14 protein-coding genes are annotated in these 18,115 nt (G+C 61.8%); all 14 read left to right on the forward strand.

Annotated features, from left to right (window positions below; genetic code table 11):
• Positions 1 to 303 (forward strand): type VI secretion system baseplate subunit TssF (locus ACIPZE_RS25945; RefSeq protein WP_400776185.1); only part of this gene is annotated, 303 nt, incomplete at its 5' end.
• Positions 267 to 1,274 carry a type VI secretion system baseplate subunit TssG gene (tssG, locus tag ACIPZE_RS25950; protein ID WP_253481308.1) on the forward strand — a complete coding sequence of 336 codons (1,008 nt, stop codon included), beginning with the start codon at positions 267 to 269 and terminating at the stop codon, positions 1,272 to 1,274. The genes ACIPZE_RS25945 and tssG, both read left to right, overlap by 37 nt.
• 11 nt (positions 1,275 to 1,285) lie before the next feature.
• Positions 1,286 to 3,943 (forward strand): type VI secretion system ATPase TssH, encoded by a 2,658-nt coding sequence (gene tssH / locus ACIPZE_RS25955; protein ID WP_400776187.1) that lies wholly within the window; start codon positions 1,286 to 1,288, stop codon positions 3,941 to 3,943.
• 10 nt (positions 3,944 to 3,953) lie between these two features.
• Positions 3,954 to 5,474 carry a sigma-54 interaction domain-containing protein gene (locus ACIPZE_RS25960; protein ID WP_400776189.1) on the forward strand — a complete coding sequence of 507 codons (1,521 nt, stop codon included), beginning with the start codon at positions 3,954 to 3,956 and terminating at the stop codon, positions 5,472 to 5,474.
• A 333-nt stretch (positions 5,475 to 5,807) separates the two neighbouring features.
• Positions 5,808 to 5,948, forward strand: a complete 141-nt coding sequence (locus ACIPZE_RS25965) for a hypothetical protein (protein ID WP_003229566.1) — start codon at positions 5,808 to 5,810, stop codon at positions 5,946 to 5,948.
• Between the two features lie 18 nt (positions 5,949 to 5,966).
• Positions 5,967 to 7,163 (forward strand): type VI secretion system-associated FHA domain protein TagH, encoded by a 1,197-nt coding sequence (tagH, locus tag ACIPZE_RS25970; protein WP_283438314.1) that lies wholly within the window; start codon positions 5,967 to 5,969, stop codon positions 7,161 to 7,163.
• A 5-nt stretch (positions 7,164 to 7,168) separates the two neighbouring features.
• Entirely contained in the window at positions 7,169 to 7,669 is a 501-nt protein-coding gene (gene tssJ, locus ACIPZE_RS25975; protein WP_400776192.1) for a type VI secretion system lipoprotein TssJ, read from the forward strand.
• Positions 7,670 to 7,671: 2 nt separating this feature from the next.
• Entirely contained in the window at positions 7,672 to 9,003 is a 1,332-nt protein-coding gene (tssK, locus tag ACIPZE_RS25980; RefSeq protein ID WP_186531064.1) for a type VI secretion system baseplate subunit TssK, read from the forward strand.
• A 5-nt stretch (positions 9,004 to 9,008) separates the two neighbouring features.
• Entirely contained in the window at positions 9,009 to 9,884 is an 876-nt protein-coding gene (gene icmH / locus ACIPZE_RS25985) for a type IVB secretion system protein IcmH/DotU (protein ID WP_129386608.1), read from the forward strand.
• Between the two features lie 13 nt (positions 9,885 to 9,897).
• Positions 9,898 to 13,437, forward strand: a complete 3,540-nt coding sequence (gene tssM / locus ACIPZE_RS25990) for a type VI secretion system membrane subunit TssM (RefSeq protein WP_400776196.1) — start codon at positions 9,898 to 9,900, stop codon at positions 13,435 to 13,437.
• The gene (locus ACIPZE_RS25995) at positions 13,437 to 14,165 is read left to right on the forward strand and encodes a PP2C family serine/threonine-protein phosphatase (RefSeq protein ID WP_283438316.1); all 729 of its coding nucleotides are present in this window, start codon (positions 13,437 to 13,439) and stop codon (positions 14,163 to 14,165) included. The genes tssM and ACIPZE_RS25995 overlap by 1 nt, the downstream gene beginning before the upstream one ends.
• Complete coding sequence (locus tag ACIPZE_RS26000) at positions 14,162 to 15,163, forward strand: serine/threonine-protein kinase (protein WP_400776200.1); 1,002 nt, start codon at positions 14,162 to 14,164, stop codon at positions 15,161 to 15,163. Before ACIPZE_RS25995 ends, ACIPZE_RS26000 begins: the two co-directional genes overlap by 4 nt.
• Before the next feature lie 28 nt (positions 15,164 to 15,191).
• Positions 15,192 to 17,270: a type VI secretion system tip protein VgrG gene (locus tag ACIPZE_RS26005; protein WP_400776203.1), complete on the forward strand. Its 2,079-nt coding sequence runs from the start codon at positions 15,192 to 15,194 to the stop codon at positions 17,268 to 17,270.
• 11 nt (positions 17,271 to 17,281) lie between these two features.
• Positions 17,282 to 18,088, forward strand: a complete 807-nt coding sequence (locus ACIPZE_RS26010; RefSeq protein ID WP_400776205.1) for a DUF4123 domain-containing protein — start codon at positions 17,282 to 17,284, stop codon at positions 18,086 to 18,088.
• The last annotated feature ends 27 nt before the right edge of the window (positions 18,089 to 18,115 follow it).

Below are 18,115 nucleotides of genomic sequence, written 5' to 3' on the forward strand. Positions count from 1 at the left end.
CGCTACTACGACCAGCACGCGGAGAAGGTCAGCAAACGCCTGCTCGGCGGCCTCAAGCACATCAAGCATCACCACGTCGACCGCTTGCACCGCGGTTTGCCGGTGCGCGGTTTGCGCACCGAACTGACCATCGACCCGGAAGGGTATATCGGCGAGGGCGACCTGTTCGTTTTCGCTTCGGTTCTTAACGAGTTTTTCGCGCTTTACGCCAGTCTCAATTCATTCCATGAGCTGCGGGTAAAAAGAACACAGGGAGAGGTGTACCACTGGACACCACGTATGGGCCTGCAGCCCCTGCTTTAAGCGGGCTGACAAAGGTAATACGCGAGTACTCGCTGTTTCAGGCCGTGCTGCTGGTGATCGACCGGCTGCGCGAAGCACACCCGCACCTGAGCGAAGACGATCTGTACGATCAGGTCGAGTTCCAGGCCAACCCGAGCCTCGGTTTTCCACGCAGTGATGTTGATCGCGTGGAGTTCTTCGAAGAGCACGGGCAGATGCGCGCGCGCATGCGTTTCAACCTGATCGGCCTGGTCGGCTCGGGTTCGCCGTTGCCGGCGTTCTACGGCGAACAGGCTCTGGGCGACAGCGAGGACGGCAACCCCACGCGCAACTTCCTCGACCTGTTCCACCATCGCCTGCAACGGCTGATGCTGCCGATCTGGCGCAAGTATCGCTACCGCGCAAGCTTCCAGAGCGGCGCGCTCGACCCGTTTTCGTCGCAGCTGTTTGCGCTGATCGGTCTGGGCGGCGACGAGATCCGCAAGGCCAAGGAACTCAACTGGAAACGCCTGCTGCCGTACCTCGGTTTGCTCAGCTTGCGGGCGCACTCGGCGGCGTTGATCGAAGCCGTGCTGCGTTACTACTTCAAGCACGAAGACCTGGTCATCGAGCAGTGCATCGAGCGCCGCGTGGAAATCCTCGAAGAGCAGCGCAATCGTTTGGGCCGCGCCAACAGCCTGCTCGGTGAAGACCTGGTGCTCGGCGAGCACGTGCGCGACCGCAGCGGCAAATTCCGCATTCACATTACTGAACTCGACTGGCAGCGATTCCATGAATTCCTGCCGATCGGTTTCGGTTACCAGCCGCTCTGCGCGCTGGTGCGGTTCACTTTGCGTGACCCGCTCGATTACGACATCCGCCTGGTCTTGCGCCAGGAAGAAATCCGCGAACTGCGCATCGGTGAGCAGAACGCCTGTCGCCTCGGTTGGACCAGTTGGCTGGGCCGCGAAAAAGCGGACGGCGTGGTGACCCTGGGCAGCAAAATTCATTAAGGACGTGAGCCATGATCAACGTAGACCTGCAACAACTCATCCAGGCGCTGGACGCCGAAACCCGTCGTGATCTGGAACGTTCGGCCGAGCGTTGCGTGGCCCGTGGCGGCAGCAAGATCCTCGTCGAAGACTTGATGCTGGGCCTGCTGGAGCGTCCAAACGGCTTGCTCGCGCGCGCGCTGCAAGATGCCGACGTCGACGCCGGTGAACTGAGCGCCGCGCTGCAATCGCGCGTCGAACACAGCGCCTCGCGCAATCCGGTGTTCGCCCCGGAGCTGGTGCAGTGGCTGCAAGACGCACTGCTGGTGGCCAACCTTGAACTGGGCCAGACCCAGGTCGAAGACGCCGCGCTGATCCTCGCCCTGCTGCGCAATCCGATGCGCTACGCCGGCAGCCGTTATCAGCCGCTGCTCGCCAAGCTGAATATCGATCGCCTGAAAGAATTTGCCCTGTCGCAACAGGAGCAACCGGCGGGCAATGGCAAACCGGCGGCGCAGGGCGAATCGCTGTTGCAGCGCTTCACCCACAACCTGACCCAACAGGCCCGCGACGGCAAACTCGACCCGGTGCTGTGCCGTGATGGCGCGATCCGCCAGATGGTCGACATCCTCGCCCGTCGCCGCAAGAACAACCCAATCGTCGTCGGTGAGGCCGGTGTCGGCAAGACCGCCATCGTTGAAGGCCTGGCTTCACGCATCGCTGCCGGTGAAGTGCCGCAAGTGCTCAAAGGCGTTGAGCTGCTGTCGCTGGACATGGGCCTGTTGCAGGCCGGCGCCAGCGTCAAAGGTGAATTCGAGCGTCGCCTCAAAGGCGTGATCGACGAAGTCAAAGCTTCGCCGAAACCGATCATTCTGTTCATCGACGAAGCCCACACCCTGATCGGTGCGGGCGGCAATGCAGGTGGCTCCGACGCAGCCAACCTGCTGAAACCGGCACTGGCGCGTGGCGAACTGCGCACCATCGCCGCGACCACCTGGGCCGAGTACAAGAAATACTTCGAGAAAGACCCGGCCCTGGCCCGTCGTTTCCAGCCGGTGCAATTGCACGAACCGACCGTCAGCGAAGCGGTGACCATCCTTCGTGGTCTGGCCCAGGTTTACGAGAAGAGCCACGGCATCTACTTGCGCGATGACGCGGTGGTCTCGGCTGCTGAGTTGTCCGCACGTTATCTGGCCGGTCGGCAACTGCCGGACAAAGCCGTCGACGTCCTCGACACCGCGTGTGCCCGCGTGCGCATCAGCCTCGCCGCCGCGCCGGAAAGCCTTGAGCGTCTGCGTGGCGAACTGGCCGAAGGTGGCCGTCAGCGTCAGGCGCTGCGTCGCGATGCCGAAGCCGGTCTGCTGATCGACCACGAAGCACTGGACGCGCTGGAAGTTCGTCTTGAAGAAGCCGAAAGCGAAATGGTTGCGCTGGAAACCCAGTGGACTGAGCAGAAAGCTTTGGCCGAACGCCTGCTGGATCTGCGTCAACAACTGGCCAAGGCTCGCGAAGCCGCAGCAGTCGAGCCAGTGGTCACCGTTGAAGAAGACGCCGAAGGCACCGTAATCGAAACCGTCGTCGCCGAAGTCGAAGAAGGCCAAAGTGTCGAGGCTCTGGAAGCCCTGCTCAACGAAACCCACAGCGCCCTGACTGCCGCTCAGGTCAAAGAGCGTCTGGTCAGCTTCGAGGTGTGCCCGCGTCTGGTTGCCGAAGTGATCAGCGCCTGGACCGGCGTGCCGCTGGCGCAACTGGCTCGCGAACACAACGCCAAGGTCGCCAGCTTCGCCACTGACCTGCGCACACGCATCCGTGGTCAGGAACAAGCCGTGCACGCACTGGATCGCTCGATGCGCGCCACCGCTGCCGGGCTGAACAAACCTGATGCACCGGTCGGCGTATTCCTGTTGGTTGGTCCGAGCGGCGTCGGCAAGACCGAAACCGCATTGGCCTTGGCTGACTTGCTGTATGGCGGTGATCGTTTCATCACCACCATCAACATGTCCGAGTTTCAGGAGAAGCACACCGTTTCCCGCCTGATCGGTGCACCGCCAGGCTACGTCGGTTACGGCGAGGGCGGCATGCTCACCGAAGCCGTGCGCCAGAAGCCGTATTCGGTGGTGCTGCTCGATGAAGTCGAAAAGGCTGATCCGGATGTGCTCAACCTGTTCTATCAAATCTTCGACAAAGGCGTGGCCAACGACGGCGAAGGTCGCGAGATCGATTTCCGCAACACGTTGATCCTGATGACCTCGAACCTTGGCAGCGACCGCATCAGCGATCTCTGCGAAAACGGCGCACGGCCGACCGCCGAGTTGCTCGAAGAAACCATTCGCCCGGTACTCAGCAAGCACTTCAAACCGGCGCTGTTGGCGCGGATGAAAGTGGTGCCGTACTACCCGGTTGGTGGCCCGGTACTGCGCGAGCTGATCGAGATCAAACTCGGTCGTCTCGGCGAGCGTCTCAACCGTCGTCAGCTGGATTTCAGCTGGTGCCAGAACCTCGTCGATCACCTGTCCGAGCGTTGCACGCAGAGCGACAGCGGCGCGCGCCTGATCGACCATCTGCTCGACCAACACGTGCTGCCGTTGGTGGCCGATCGTCTGCTCGATGCCATGGCCACCGGTGAAAGCCTCAAGCGTGTGCATGCCACGCTCGACGGCGAATCCAGCGTGACGTGCGAGTTCGCCTGAGGTGGGTGTGATGTTCACTCAAGTGCCGCAGCCGCTGGTCTATGCCGAAGCGTTGCTGGCGCAATTCGCCAGTCTGTCGCGGGCGGCGGACGGTGCTGCGTTGCTGGGTGACTTCGTGCGCGGTCTGGCCGAGTTGAGTGGTTGCGAGTTGACTCAGTTGTATCTGCTCGACGCCACTCACACGTGCCTGGGGATGAACGCCGAGTGCCTCGACGGCGCCCTGCAACCGCGCGAAGCGGCGAGCCTGCCAGCGGATTACAACGGTGAACAACTGCTGCAATTTGCCCTCTGCCAGAACCGCGTCGTGTGCCTCGACGACTTGAGCGGCAGCCTGCACGAAACCAGTTTCCTGCCAGCGACGACCTCGCCGTGGCAGTCGCTGTTGTGTGTGCCGCTGGTCAATCAGCACAAGGCTGTCGAAGGCCTGCTGCTGTGTGCCAGCCGGCGTCGCACCAACCTGCAAGGCTTTGCCGATTCGCTCGGTCAGCTCGGCTCGTTCGTGCTTGGCCAGTTGCATTTGCTGCAACGTCTGCGTCAGCCGCTGGCGCAATCGGCCATGGCTGCGCGCAGTGTGCCGAGCATCAGTGGTTATGGCCTGATCGGCAAAAGCGCGGCGATGCGCCAGACCCACTCGCTGATCAGCAAAGTGCTGCACAGCCCGTACACCGTGCTGCTGCGTGGCGAAACCGGCACCGGCAAGGAAGTCGTCGCCCGCGCGATTCACGATTGCGGCCCGCGTCGCTCCCAGGCATTCATCGTGCAGAACTGCGCGGCCGTGCCGGAAAATCTGCTGGAAAGTGAGCTGTTCGGCTATCGCAAAGGCGCCTTCACCGGTGCCGACCGCGACCGCGCCGGGCTGTTCGATGCGGCCAATGGCGGCACGCTGTTGCTCGACGAGATCGGCGACATGCCGCTGTCGTTGCAGGCAAAGATTCTGCGCGTGTTGCAGGAAGGCGAGATTCGTCCGCTGGGTTCCAACGACACGCACAAGATCGATGTGCGCATCATCGCTGCGACGCACCGCGATCTGTCGACGCTGGTCAGCGAGGGCAAATTCCGCGAAGACTTGTACTACCGCCTCGCGCAATTCCCGATCGAGCTGCCCGCTCTGCGTCAGCGCGAAGGCGACATCCTTGAATTGGCCCAGCACTTTGCCGAGAAGACGTGCACGTACTTGCAGCGCGATCCGGTGCGCTGGTCGGACGCAGCGCTGGAGCATCTGGGCGGTTACACCTTCCCCGGCAACGTGCGGGAACTCAAGGCCTTGGTCGAGCGCGCGGTGCTGTTGTGCGAAGGCGGCGAGTTGCTCGCCGAGCATTTCTCCCTGCGCATGGAGCCGGCACCGGAAGACAACAGCCACCTGAATCTGCGCGAACGCCTGGAGCAGGTCGAACGCACCTTGTTGCTCGATTGCCTGCGCAAAAACGATGGCAACCAGACCCTCGCCGCCCGCGAACTGGGCTTGCCTCGGCGCACGCTGCTGTACCGCCTCGGCCGTTTGAATATCAACCTGGGTGACTTCGATGGTTGATCTGAAGTTGCCTTCTGCACCCAGCAGATTCCCTGTAGGCCAAAGATCTCCTGTCGCAGGCAAACTCCTTGTGGCGAGGGGACTTGTCCCCGTTCGGCTGCGTAGCAGTCGCCATTCGGTAAACGCAGGTTTCCTGAAAAAACCGGAAATCAGGTTTTGGGGGCGCTGCGCACCCCAGCGGGGACAAGTCCCCTCGCTACAGGAGATTGTCGTACCTCCTTGGATTGGCTCAAGGCCCCGGTTTAGAGCCTTCCAAAACAACGAATTCGCTTATAACAGCGCCGCCCGCAAGGGTCGGCGCTTTGTGCTTTGTCTACCTCTGGAGACCCTCTGATGTCTGTTCGTCACTGGCACGCTGTCCTGCTGACCCTCGTCGTTCTATGCGGCCTTGGCGGCTGTAGCGGCAATTACAAATTCAACGACAACGACTATCGCCCGTTGGGTGATCCGCAAGCGGTCAATCGCGGCAAGTGACCGCAAGGAGCATCAAACATGGAATTGGTTTTCGAAATGCTGAACACCAAGCAGTTCGTGCCCACCGAGTTGTGCCAGAGGACCTTCAAACAGGCCGGTGGCGTGATCGGGCGGGGCGAGGACTGCGACTGGATCATTCCTGACCGCAAGCGTCACCTGTCCAATCACCACGCGATTGTCAGTTACCGCGAAGGCACGTTCTTCCTCACCGACACCAGCAGCAACGGTGTCCAGGACGGCAGCAGCGGCGCACGCCTGAACAAAGGCGAGCCGGTGCGCATCGAGCATGGCAGCACTTACGTGCTCGGTGACTTCGAAATCCGCGCGCGACTGGTACGCGACCCGGCGACCTTCGACGGTGAAGTCGGGCGCCCGCGTGCGGCCGGCAGCATCATCCCGGACGACGCGTTCCTCGATCTCGACCCGCTCAATGCCCTCGAACAGCAAGAGCGCGTGTACTCGGAAATCGACGAACTGCTGGCGCCGAACACCAAGCCGGACGACTCCCGTCAGCGCGCCGACTACGCGCGCATCGACATGGAAAGCCTGATGGTGCCAGAGCTGATTGCCGCGCCCGCCGAACCTGAGCCCGCTCCGGCACCGAAAGCCGTCGAGCGCCAGAGCGAAGGTTTCTGGGAGCACTTTGGCGCTGCGCTGGGTGTGGACGTCAAAGGCCTCGGTCACGACGAACGCGAAGCCCTGGCGTTGAACGCCGCGCGTCTGTTGCGCCAAAGCATCGGCGGTTTGCAGCAGAGCCTGCGTACCCGTTCCGAGCTGAAAAACGAGCTGCGTCTGGCCCAGACCACCGTGCAAGGCACCAACAAGAACCCGCTGAAATTCGCCGTCGACCCGAGCGAAGCGCTGCAGATTCTGTTGCAGCCAAGCAAGCCTGGGCATCTGCCGGCCGAGCAAGCGATCTCCCGTGCATTCCGCGATTTGCAGGCGCATCAGGTGGCGCTGCTGACCGCCAGCCGCGCCGCTGTGCGCGGCACGCTGGAGCATTTCTCGCCGGAGCAACTGACCCTGCGTTTCGAGCGCGACAGCAAGCCGTTGATCGCGACATCGGGCGGGCGCTGGAGAGCGTTCGGTCGTTATCACCAGGCACTGCGTCAGGACGATGACTGGAGCGAGCGCCTGCTGGCCCGCGACTTCGCCCAGGCCTACGAAGAACAGATCCGCCTGATTTCCACCCTTCACACCGACCACCAAGGATGATGCGCATGTCTCGCCGCTCGACCGCTTTTTTCAAGACGCTGACTGCGCTCACCGTGCTGGTGCTGCTCGCCGGTTGCTCGTCGCTGTCGCCGTACTCGAAAGTGACCAAGATCAACCTGAAGCTCACCGGCAGCGATCAGTTGAATCTGGACCTCAATGGCCGCCCATCGCCGGTGGTGGTACGCCTGTTCGAACTCAAACACCCGGTGACCTTCGAGAACGCTGATTTCTTCAGCCTCTACGAACGCGCCAAGGAATCCCTCAACCCGGATCTGGTGGCCAGTGAAGAACTCGAACTGCGCCCGGGCGAAACCGTGGAACTGAAGCTCAAGGTGGAAGAGGGCAGCCGTTTTGTTGGCGTTCTTGCCGCTTACCGCGACTTGCCGGAAACCCAATGGCGCCACACGGTGCAGATCACTCCGTTGGAAGTTACCGAAGTCGATCTGACTCTGGACCAGACCGGCATCCGTAACACTAATCAAGTGCTCGCCAAGGCGGATGACTGACCATGAATACCCATAAAGTCATTTGGCAGGAAGGCATGCTGCTGCGTCCGCAGCACTTCCAGCATAACGATCGCTATTACGATCACCAGATGAAAACCCGCACCCAATTGCTCGGTGGCTACACCTGGGGGTTTCTCAATCTGGAGATCGACTTGCAGTTCCTCAACATGGGCAAACTGGTGATCAGTGAAGCCTCGGGGATTCTGCCGGACGGCAGCCTGTTCGAACTCGGTGGCAACACTGAGCCGCTGGCGCTGGACGTGCCGCCGAACACCGGCAACACGCCGATCTACCTGGCGCTGCCGCTGGTCACCGGTAACCACATCGAAGCACGCCGTCCGGAGCAATCCGACGTGCTTGCGCGTTACACCGCGTATGACGCCGAAGTGGCCGACTCCAACGCCGGCGACGATTCCGCCAGCCAGGTCAGCTGCGGTCGCCCGGACTTCAAGCTGTTGCTCGGCGAGCAGCAGAGCGATCAGGCCTACGTGAAGCTGAAGATTTGCGACGTGCTCGACACCACGCCCGACGGCGTGATCAGCCTCGACCCGGATTTCGTCCCGACCTACATTCAGGCCCACGCCTCCAGCTACCTGCTGTCGTGCCTGAAAGAAGTCATCAGCATGCTCAGCCACCGTGGCGACACCATTGCCGAGCGGATTCGCTCGAACGGTAAGGTCGGGGGCGCGGAAGTCGGCGACTTCATGATGCTGCAACTGATCAACCGTACCGAACTGCTGCTGCGTCACTACCTCGGCCTGGAGCAAGTGCATCCGGAAGAGTTGTATCGCACGCTGTTGACCATGCTCGGCGATCTGGCGACGTTCTCCGGCGAAAGCAAACGCCCGCGTCTGGACAGCCGCTACTCCCACGCCGATCAGGGCGCGAGCTTCCGCAAACTGATGGAAGCGATTCGTCAGGTGCTGTCGATGGTGCTCGAACAGCACGCCATCGAACTGATCCTGCAAGCGCGTCAGTACGGCATCATCGTCTCGCCGTTGCATGACCACAAACTGCTCGGCTCGGCCTCGTTCGTGCTGGCGGCCAGTGCCAACTGCGACTCCGAAGAACTGCGCCATCGCTTGCCGGCGCACCTCAAGGTCGGCCCGGTGGAGCGCATCCGCCAACTGGTCAACCTGCACTTGCCGGGGATCAAGGTCAAACCGTTGCCGGTGGCCCCGCGGCAGATCGCGTTCCACTCGAACAAAACCTATTTCATCCTCGAACTCAGTTCCGAAGACCTGGCACAACTCGAGCGCTCCGGCGGTTTCGCGTTCCACGTGTCCGGCGAATTTGCCGAGCTTGAACTGAAATTCTGGGCCATCAGGAACTGACCGACATGATCAAGGAAACGGATTACAACCAGGACGACAAAACCGTCCTGCTCGATCGTCAAGGCCACGGACCGGCGTCGAGTCCGCTGACCGACTTCGCTGCGCCGCCGCGCTTCGAGCAACTGGAAGAACGCATGATCTACGCCGCGCGCCTGCGTCCGGCGGAAGCGTTCAACATCAGCCTCAATTCGCTGGTGGCGGCATCCTCCGAACTGCTCTCGGAAGTGGTGCGCCTCAAGCACAGCGAAACCCGCGAAGACATGTACGCGCTGAATGAGCGCCTGACCGCCGGGCTCAAGCTGTTTGAAGTGCGCGCCCTGCACAACGGCGCCGAAAGCAGCCAGGTCATGGCCGCGCGTTACGTGCTCTGCACCGTGGTCGACGAAGCTGTCGTGACTACGCCGTGGGGCAACGAAAGCGAGTGGTCGCAGATGAGCCTGCTGAGCAGCTTCCACAACGAAACCTTCGGTGGCGAGAAGTTCTTCCAGTTGCTTGATCGGCTGTCGAAGAACCCGGTCAAGCACTTGCCGATGCTCGAATTGATGTACCTGTGCCTGTCCCTCGGTTTCGAGGGCAAGTACCGCGTCCAGGCACGCGGCATGCTCGAACTCGAAGGCATCCGCGACGCCCTGTACCGGCAGATCCGTCAGTTGCGTGGCGACGTGCCACGCGAGTTGTCGCCGCATTGGGAAGGCCTCGACGATCAGCGCCGCAACCTGGTGCGCATCGTGCCGGCATGGATGGTGGTGTTGTTCACTGTCGTTTGTCTGGTGGTGATGTATTCGGGCTTCGCCTGGGTCTTGGGCGAGCAGCGCGACACCGTTCTGCAACCTTATCAGCCGCTTGATCCAGCCGCGGTCCAACCGCAGTCGCAGCCGTAAACAGGGACGTGTGATGAAAAAGTTTTTCAAGAAAGTCGGCGCCTTCCTGCGCCAGACCTGGGTCTGGACCTTGCTGCTGGTGCTCTTTGTAGCGCTGCTGGTGTGGTTCGTCGGCCCGTTGTTGGCAGTCGATGATTACAAGTTCTGGGAAGGTTCGACCGCCCGCCTGCTGACCATCGCCGTGCTGTTCCTGATCTGGGGCCTGACCATGGTCTTCGTCAGCTGGCGCGCCGGTATCCGCAAGAAAGCCGTCGAGGAATCCGAAGACGGCCAGGATCGCATCCGCCGCGAAGAGCTGATCGACGACGAGCAGAAAGAGTTGAAAGCGCGCTTCAAGGACGCGCTGAAAACCCTCAAGACGTCGAGTCTGTATCGCGGCCGCAGCGAGCGCTGGCGCAGTGACTTGCCGTGGTATCTGCTGATCGGTCCGCAGGCCTCGGGCAAGACCAGCCTGCTGGACTTTTCCGGTCTGGAATTCCCGATCAACAAGATCGACCGCAAGCTGACCCGCGACACCCTCGGCACCCGTCATTGCGACTGGTACTTCGCCGACCACGGTGTGCTGATCGACACCGCCGGGCGTTACACCACGCAACCGGATGTGGAAGTCGACGGCAGCGCCTGGACGACCTTGCTGGAGCTGCTGCGCAAGCGTCGTCGCGGCCGTCCGCTGAACGGCGTGCTGGTGACCATTCCTGTGGAAACCCTGCTCGGCGGCAGCGAGCAGGACATTGATACCCTGGCGCGCCAAGTACGCGGTCGTCTGCAAGATGTGCATCAGAAACTGCACGTCGATGTGCCGGTGTATCTGGTCTTGAGCAAGGCTGACAAGCTGCTCGGCTTCGACGAGTTCTTCGATCAACTGACCCGCGAAGAAAGCGATCAGGTGCTCGGCACCAGTTTCCGCAAGGATCAGGTCGGCACCGACGTGGCTGTGCTGCGCAACGAGTTCGAAGAACTGCTGCGTCGCCTCAACAGCCAAGTGATCATGCGCATGCACTCCGAACGCGATACTCAGCGCCGTGGCCGCATCCTCGACTTCCCGCATCAGCTGGGGCAGATCGGCGAGCGCCTGTGCCTGTTCGTCGACATGGCGTTCACCGGCAACCGTTATCAGCGTGCCACGCAGCTGCGTGGTTTCTACCTGACCAGTGCACCGCACCTGACCCAGGAAATGGATTCGACCACCGCCGGCATCGGCGCCAGCCTCGGCATGAACGCCGGTGTGCTGCCGACCCTGCGCAGCGGTCGTTCGCGTTTCATCCATCACCTGCTCAGCCGGGTGATTTTCCCCGAGGCCGATCTGGCCGGTCTGGACAAGCGCGAGCGCAGCCGCATTCATTGGGGCCAGCGGGCGCTGTACGTCGGCGCACTGGCGGCACTGGCGCTGTTCGGCATGCTGTGGGCGGGCGGTTTCTCGGCCAACTACGAGCGTCTGGAAAACCTGCGCAATCTGGCGCAGAACTGGACGCAGCAGCGCACTGCATTGTCGCCGCGCGATGATGCGATGGGCGTGCTGAAAACCCTCGACACCAGCTACGCCGCGACGCAGGCGTTCCCGAAAAAGGGCGACGTTTCCTATCACGAACGTGGCGGCCTGTATCAGGGCGAAGACGTCAATCCAGTGGTCAAAGAGGCTTACGAGCGCGAGCTTGAAAAGCAACTGCTGCCACGGGTTGCCACCATGCTCGAAGGACAGATCCGCGCCAACATGAAGGACCGCGAAAAGCTGCTCAACAGCCTGCGCGCGTACCTGATGTTGAACATGAAAGACCGTCGCGATGCCGTCTGGCTCAAAGACTGGGTTGCCACTGACTGGTCGCAGCGCTACACCGGCAACACCGCAGTGCAGAACGGTCTGAACGCGCACCTCGAACGCCTGCTGAAGCAGCCATTTATCTACCCGCTGAACGACCAGTTGGTCACCCAGGCGCGTCAGGTATTGCGCAGCGAATCGCTGGCCACCGTGGTTTACCGCATGCTCCGCGAGCAGGCGCGCAACCTGCCGGAATACCGCTTCAGCCAACACCTCGGCCCGCAAGGTTCGCTGTTTATCGGCACCGAATACGTGATCCCGGGTTTCTACACGCAATCCGGTTATCAGCAGTACTTCTCGGTACAGGGTTCGGCGCTGGTCACCGACATCCTGCGTGACAACTGGGTGCTGGGCGAAGGCGCGGGCATCAGCGACATGGACTTGCGTCGCCTGATGGTCGAACTGGAGCAACTGTACTTCCGCGACTACGCCAACTACTGGAGCGAAGCCGTTGGCCAGGTTGCACTGCCGCCGATCAGCGACGCCGGTGAAGGCGCCGAGCAACTGGCGGGCCTGACTTCGGCCAACTCGCCGGTGCTGGCGCTGTTGACCGAAGTACGTGAGAACACCCGCTTCCCGGCAGCCGCCGATCCGGTGGATGAAGCCGGTGATGCAGCCGATGCGTTGGCTGGGCAGAAAGGCAAACTGGGTAAAGTCGGCAAACTGGCGTCGGCCGTGGCGGACAAGGCTTCGGCCCTGAGCGTGGCGAAGAGCCTGCCGGATACCGCGAAGAAGTCGCTGCAACGTCGCTTCGAACCGCTGCATCGTCTGCTCGATGACAACAACGGCCCGGGCGCTGACCTGACGCCAGCGTTCAACGCGCTCAACGACCTGCAACTGCAACTGTCCGGCCTGGCCCGTTCCAGCACGCCGGAACAAGCCGCGTTCGAACTGGCGAAAACCCGCATGAGCGGCCAGCGTGATGCGCTGACCAACCTGCGCGCGGCTTCGGGTCGCCTGCCGCGTCCACTGAGCGTGTGGTTCAACGTGCTGGCTGAAGACTCGTGGCGTCTGGTGCTCAACGATGCTTACCAATACCTGAACGGCCGTTATCAGAACGAGCTGTACAGCGTGTATGGCAAAACCATCAGCAAGCGTTATCCGTTCAGCGCCAGCAGCACCAGCGACGTGGCGATCAGCGACTTCCGCGAGTTCTTCAAGGCTCAAGGCATCGTCGACCGCTTCTTCGACAGCTACATGCGTCCGTTCGTCAGCGGCGATCCGGGCAACTACCGCATGCGCAGCGTCGACGGTCACAGCCTGCCGGTGTCGAAGGTTTACCTCGATCAGATGGCAGCGGCGCTGACGATTCGTCAGAGCTTCTTCTCGATCAACCCGGCCGAACCGACCGTACAGTTCAAGCTTGAGCCGTACACCCTCGATCCGGCGGTCAGCCGTTCCGAGTTCAAGTTCGGCGACAAGACCATGGAATACCGCCACGGTCCGATCCTGCCAATGACCTTCAAATGGCCGACCGATGCTGAAGACGGTCGCACCAGTCTGGTCATGGACAAAATGGCCGGGCGCCCGATCGGTATCGAGAAGAACTCCGGCCCATGGTCGCTGTTCCGTCTGTTCGACCTGATGCAGACCGAGTACCTGACCGGTCGCGACGTGCTGGTCCTGAAAGCCGATGTGGGTGGCCTGCGCGCCAACTACCTGCTGACCAGCCAGCGCACGCCGAACCCGTTCGACATGGGCGTGCTGCGCACCTTCCGTATGCCGGTGCAGCTCTGATGCTGGTGGCCAGTGCCTGGCGCAGCGCGGCGCGTACCGACCCGGGCAAGGTGCGGGCGCGCAACGAAGATGCCTTCCTCGACAATCCGCAGCAGGGGCTGTGGGTGGTCGCGGACGGCATGGGCGGTCATCAGGGTGGCGACATCGCCAGCCAGTTGATCGTCGCCAGCCTGGCTGAACTGCCGCAACACGAGGACTTCGACGAACGCCTCAAAGCCATCCGCCAGTGCCTGCACTGGTTGAACCGGCGTTTGGGCCAAGAGTTGACGGTCACCGCCGGGCGTCACGACAGCATCATGGGCAGCACCGTCGTGGCGCTGCTGGTGGAAGGCAATCGCGCGGCCTGCATCTGGGCCGGCGACAGCCGCTGCTATATGTGGCGCGGGCAGCGTTTGTATCAGCTGTCCAAAGACCATTCGCTGCAACAGCAACTGATCGACGAGCAGCAAATGAGCGTCGAACAAGCGGCAGCACACCCGGCGGCTCAAGCCTTGACCCGAGCCGTCGGTGCTGCCGACACACTGACCCTGGATGTGCTGGAACTCGAAGTCTATCCGGGCGATGCGTTTTTGCTCTGCAGCGATGGTTTGTATCAGGGCCTGAGCAGCGATGCCCTCGGCAACGCCCTCAGCCTCAGCGCGCCGCATGTGGCGCTGGAACGTTTGTTCGACGGCGCCCTGCGTGGCGCCGCGCGCGACAACCTGACTGCCGTGGTGATCCGCCAATGACCAAGATCGAATCACCCATCGATGACTTGCTGATGAGCGAAGAACAGGCCAACAACCTGACCTACTTCGCCTTCGCCAAGGCCAATAAAGCAGAACCGTTGCTGGCGCCGACCAAGGCCAGCATCGGTGTTTTGCCAGATGTACTCGCCGGTCGCTACCACCTCGAGCGTCTGCTCGGGGCCGGTGGCATGGGCGCCGTTTACCGGGCGCGGGATCTGCTGCACGAACAGTTCGGTGATCCCGATCCTTACATCGCGCTGAAAATCCTCAGCGAAGAATTTGCCGAATCGCCGGACGCCAGTGCCTTGCTCTACAGCGAGTTCGCCCTGACCCGACGCCTGCGCCACGACAACGTCGTGCGTGCGCACACCTTTGAAGTCGACACCGATTGCCAGCGGGCCTTCATCACCATGGAATACATGCGTGGCCTGACCCTGGACAAATTGCTCTGCGAGCGGCCCCTCGGCCTGCCGTGGCAAGAACTGCGCGACATCGTCCTGCCGCTGCTCGACACGCTGGCCTACGCCCACGGTCGCGGCGTGCTGCACGGTGACATGAAACCGAGCAACGTCATGCTCAGCGAAGATGGCCTGCGCCTGTTCGACTTCGGCCTCGGCCAGGCAGAGGAGGGCGTGATGCCCGGCCTGCCGCATCTGAGCCGCGAACGCTTCAACGCCTGGACCCCAGGCTACGCCGCCCCCGAACTGCTTGAGGGCCAACCGTTGTCGGCCAGCGCGGACGTGTACGGCGTGGCCTGCGTGATCTATGAATTGGCTGGCGGCAAACACCCGTTCCGCCGCTTGCCCTCGACCCAGGCTCGCGACGAGCACCTGGAGCGCGAGTTGCACGCCCCGGCGAACTTACCGAAACACTGTTGGCCAGCGCTGCAAACCGCGCTGAGCTTCGACCCGGCAGCACGCACCATCACTGCCCAACAATTGCGTGACGCCTTGGGCGCCACTTCGTCCTGGCTGCAACGTCTGCGACTTGGGGCGTAACGGATGACATTCGAACAGGGAGCACTTTATGTTCAACCCAGCTAACGAAACCCACTTCAGCCTCAAGGTGGAAGACTACGTCGGCGACCTGCAAGTGCTGTCGTTCACCGGCACCGAAGGCATCAGCCAGCCGTTTCGTTTCGACCTGGAATTGGTCAGCGAAAACCCTGATCTGGACCTGGAAAAGCTCCTGCACAAGCAGGCGTTTCTGGCGTTCGATCCGCAGGGCAGTGGCATTCACGGCCAGATCTACCGCGTCGCCCAAGGCGATGCCGGCAAGCGCCTGACCCGCTACAAAGTGTCGATGGTGCCGCAGTTGCAATACCTGCATCACCGCACCAACCAGCGCATTTACCAGCAGATGTCGGCGCCGAAAATCATCGCGCTGATCCTCGACGAACACGGCATCAAAGGCAACGCGTATAGCTTCCAGCTCAGCCAACCGTGCCCGGATCGCGACTACTGCGTGCAGTACGACGAAACCGACCTGCACTTCGTCCAGCGCCTGTGCGAAGAGGAAGGCATTCACTACCACTTCCAGCACAGCGAAAAAGCCCACCTTCTGGTGTTCGGCGATGATCAGACCGTGTTCCCCGATCTCGGCCAACCGACGGCCTACGTGCAGGGCAGCGGCATGGTCGCCGAAGAGCCGGTGATCAAAGGTTTCAGACTGCGCCTGGAAACCCGCACCAGCCGCACCACACGCCGCGACTACGACTTCGAAAAACCGCGCCTGCAAATGGAAGCCGCGTACAAACCCGACGGCGCTCCTGATAGCGAAAGCAGCGAACCCGATCTGGAAGACTACGACTACCCGGGCCGCTTCATCGACCGCGCACGCGGCAAGTTCCTCAGCCAGCGCGCCCTCGAACGCCACCGCGCCGACTACCGCCAGGCTGAGGGTCGCGGCGACCAGACCAAACTGGTCAGCGGCCATTTCATGGCCATGTCCGACCACCCGCGCAGCGAGTGGAACGACCTGTGGCTGCTCACTGAAATCTTCCACGAAGGCAAACAGCCGCAAGTCCTCGAAGAAGGCGTGACCAGCGACACCACCGACAACAAAGACGACTTCCACCAGGGCTACCGCAACACCTTCCTCGCCACCCCGTGGGACGTGTTCTACCGCCCGGCCCTCGAACACCCGAAACCGCGCGTACTCGGCAGCCAGACCGCCATGGTTACCGGCCCCAAAGGCGAAGAAATCCACTGCGACCAGTACGGCCGCATCAAAGTGCAATTCCACTGGGACCGCGAAGGCCTCGCCGACGACAAAACCAGCTGCTGGCTGCGCGTCTCCAGCTCCTGGGCCGGCGACCGCTACGGCGCCATCAGCATCCCGCGCATCGGCATGGAAGTCCTCGTCACGTTCCTCGAAGGCGACCCCGATCAACCGCTGGTGACCGGTTGCCTGTACCACAAAGAAAACCCGGTGCCGTACGCCTTGCCAGCGAACAAAACCCGCAGCGTCTTCAAAACCCTCAGCTCCCCGGGTGGCGGCGGTTACAACGAACTGCGCATTGAAGACAAGAAAGGTGCGGAGCAGATCTACATCCACGCTCAGCGCGATTGGGATGAAAACGTTGAGCACGACCAGAAGATTCGGGTCGGCAATGAACGCCACGACACGGTGGTGAAGAACACCTACACCGAGCTGAAGGCCGAAGAACACCGCACCACGATTGCCGACCGCAAGATTGAAGCGAAGCTGGATGATCACCTGACGATTGGGCAGAACCAGCATGTGAAGCTGGGGACTGCGCAACTGACCAGTGTGGGGAAAGAGATTCACCTTAAGGCTGGGGACAAGATCGTTATTGAGGCGGGGACGGAGCTGACCATCTTGGGTGGTGGGAGCTTTATCAAGCTTGATGGCGGTGGGGTGACGGTGGTTGGGCCGGTGATCAAGATCAATGCGGGTGGCTCGGCTGGGTCGGGTACTGGCATTGGCATCAAGCCGCCGATATTGCCGGGCGCTGCCGACAAGGACATCGCCGGCGCAGTACCGCCGCAGGCGCTGCCGAACTCGCCGCTGCCGCCACCACCGGTGTGCAAGGAATGTCTGGCCCGGGCCAAACGTAACGCTCAAGCCCTGGCCGCACGATAAAGGACGACTTCATGAACACAAGCAATGCGCGCTGGCTAGACGAGTTGTGGGTCAACGCCCAACAACTCAAACAGCAGCACCTCGACGTGCTGGTCGACGCCACCAGCCTCGACTACCCGCTCCTGCAACAGCTCGCTGAACAGCCTGAAGCGGCAAAACTGGCCAAGCTGTTTGAAGACACTCCCGAAGTCGCTATCGCCGACTTCGGCCCGTTGCTGCTGCGCGTCGACATCGGCCAACGCGACTGGCTGAAAACTTTCATCAACGCCGTCGACTGCAATAAACATGTCGTTGTTGTATTCAGCCCATGGCAATTCGAAGCACTCGCCGATCACCTGCGCGGCTTCCTTCAAGCCCAATGGAACCAAGGCCGTTCCGAAGGCGTGTTGCGCTACTACGACCCGCGCATGCTGCTGCCGGTCACTGAAACCCTGACCCCGGTACAAAGCAACGCCTTCCACGCCGCCGTCATCTCCTGGCACTGGCTCGACCGCGACCAACAACCGCAAAGCCTGCCCGGCAACTACGTCCGCCACGCCCAAGTACCCGCCGCCGGCCCGGTGATGTTCGATCACCCCCAAGTGGCCAACCTGCTCGCGTGGACAGAAGCAGATGCCTACCGGGTCGATCGCTGCGCAGTGCCCCAGAACTATGGCTTGAGTCGTAACGAGAGTTTGATTCGGCACTTGTATCGCAGCCAATTGGCGGCGAATCAGAAGGGATTGAAAGAGCCGGAGGAGCGCGAGCCGTTTATTGAACAGTGGTTGGTGGAGAACTCGTCGTTTGTGATCGATGAGCCGCCGAAGGCGTTGATTTGATGAATACGATTGCGCGTGGGTCGGTGC

Origin of the sequence: Pseudomonas sp. NPDC089741, from assembly GCF_044748825.1 — a bacterium.
Taxonomy (GTDB): Bacteria; Pseudomonadota; Gammaproteobacteria; order Pseudomonadales; family Pseudomonadaceae; genus Aquipseudomonas; species Aquipseudomonas helmanticensis.

Excerpts from the sequence above, each read along its gene's own strand:
- tssH (WP_400776187.1), top strand. The coding sequence starts at position 1,286 with ATGATCAACGTAGACCTGCAACAACTCATCCAGGCGCTGGACGCCGAA.
- ACIPZE_RS25960 (WP_400776189.1), top strand. The coding sequence starts at position 3,954 with ATGTTCACTCAAGTGCCGCAGCCGCTGGTCTATGCCGAAGCGTTGCTG.
- ACIPZE_RS25965 (WP_003229566.1), top strand. The coding sequence starts at position 5,808 with ATGTCTGTTCGTCACTGGCACGCTGTCCTGCTGACCCTCGTCGTTCTA.
- tagH (WP_283438314.1), top strand. The coding sequence starts at position 5,967 with ATGGAATTGGTTTTCGAAATGCTGAACACCAAGCAGTTCGTGCCCACC.
- tssJ (WP_400776192.1), top strand. The coding sequence starts at position 7,169 with ATGTCTCGCCGCTCGACCGCTTTTTTCAAGACGCTGACTGCGCTCACC.
- tssK (WP_186531064.1), top strand. The coding sequence starts at position 7,672 with ATGAATACCCATAAAGTCATTTGGCAGGAAGGCATGCTGCTGCGTCCG.
- icmH (WP_129386608.1), top strand. The coding sequence starts at position 9,009 with ATGATCAAGGAAACGGATTACAACCAGGACGACAAAACCGTCCTGCTC.
- tssM (WP_400776196.1), top strand. The coding sequence starts at position 9,898 with ATGAAAAAGTTTTTCAAGAAAGTCGGCGCCTTCCTGCGCCAGACCTGG.
- ACIPZE_RS25995 (WP_283438316.1), top strand. The coding sequence starts at position 13,437 with ATGCTGGTGGCCAGTGCCTGGCGCAGCGCGGCGCGTACCGACCCGGGC.
- ACIPZE_RS26000 (WP_400776200.1), top strand. The coding sequence starts at position 14,162 with ATGACCAAGATCGAATCACCCATCGATGACTTGCTGATGAGCGAAGAA.
- ACIPZE_RS26005 (WP_400776203.1), top strand. The coding sequence starts at position 15,192 with ATGTTCAACCCAGCTAACGAAACCCACTTCAGCCTCAAGGTGGAAGAC.
- ACIPZE_RS26010 (WP_400776205.1), top strand. The coding sequence starts at position 17,282 with ATGAACACAAGCAATGCGCGCTGGCTAGACGAGTTGTGGGTCAACGCC.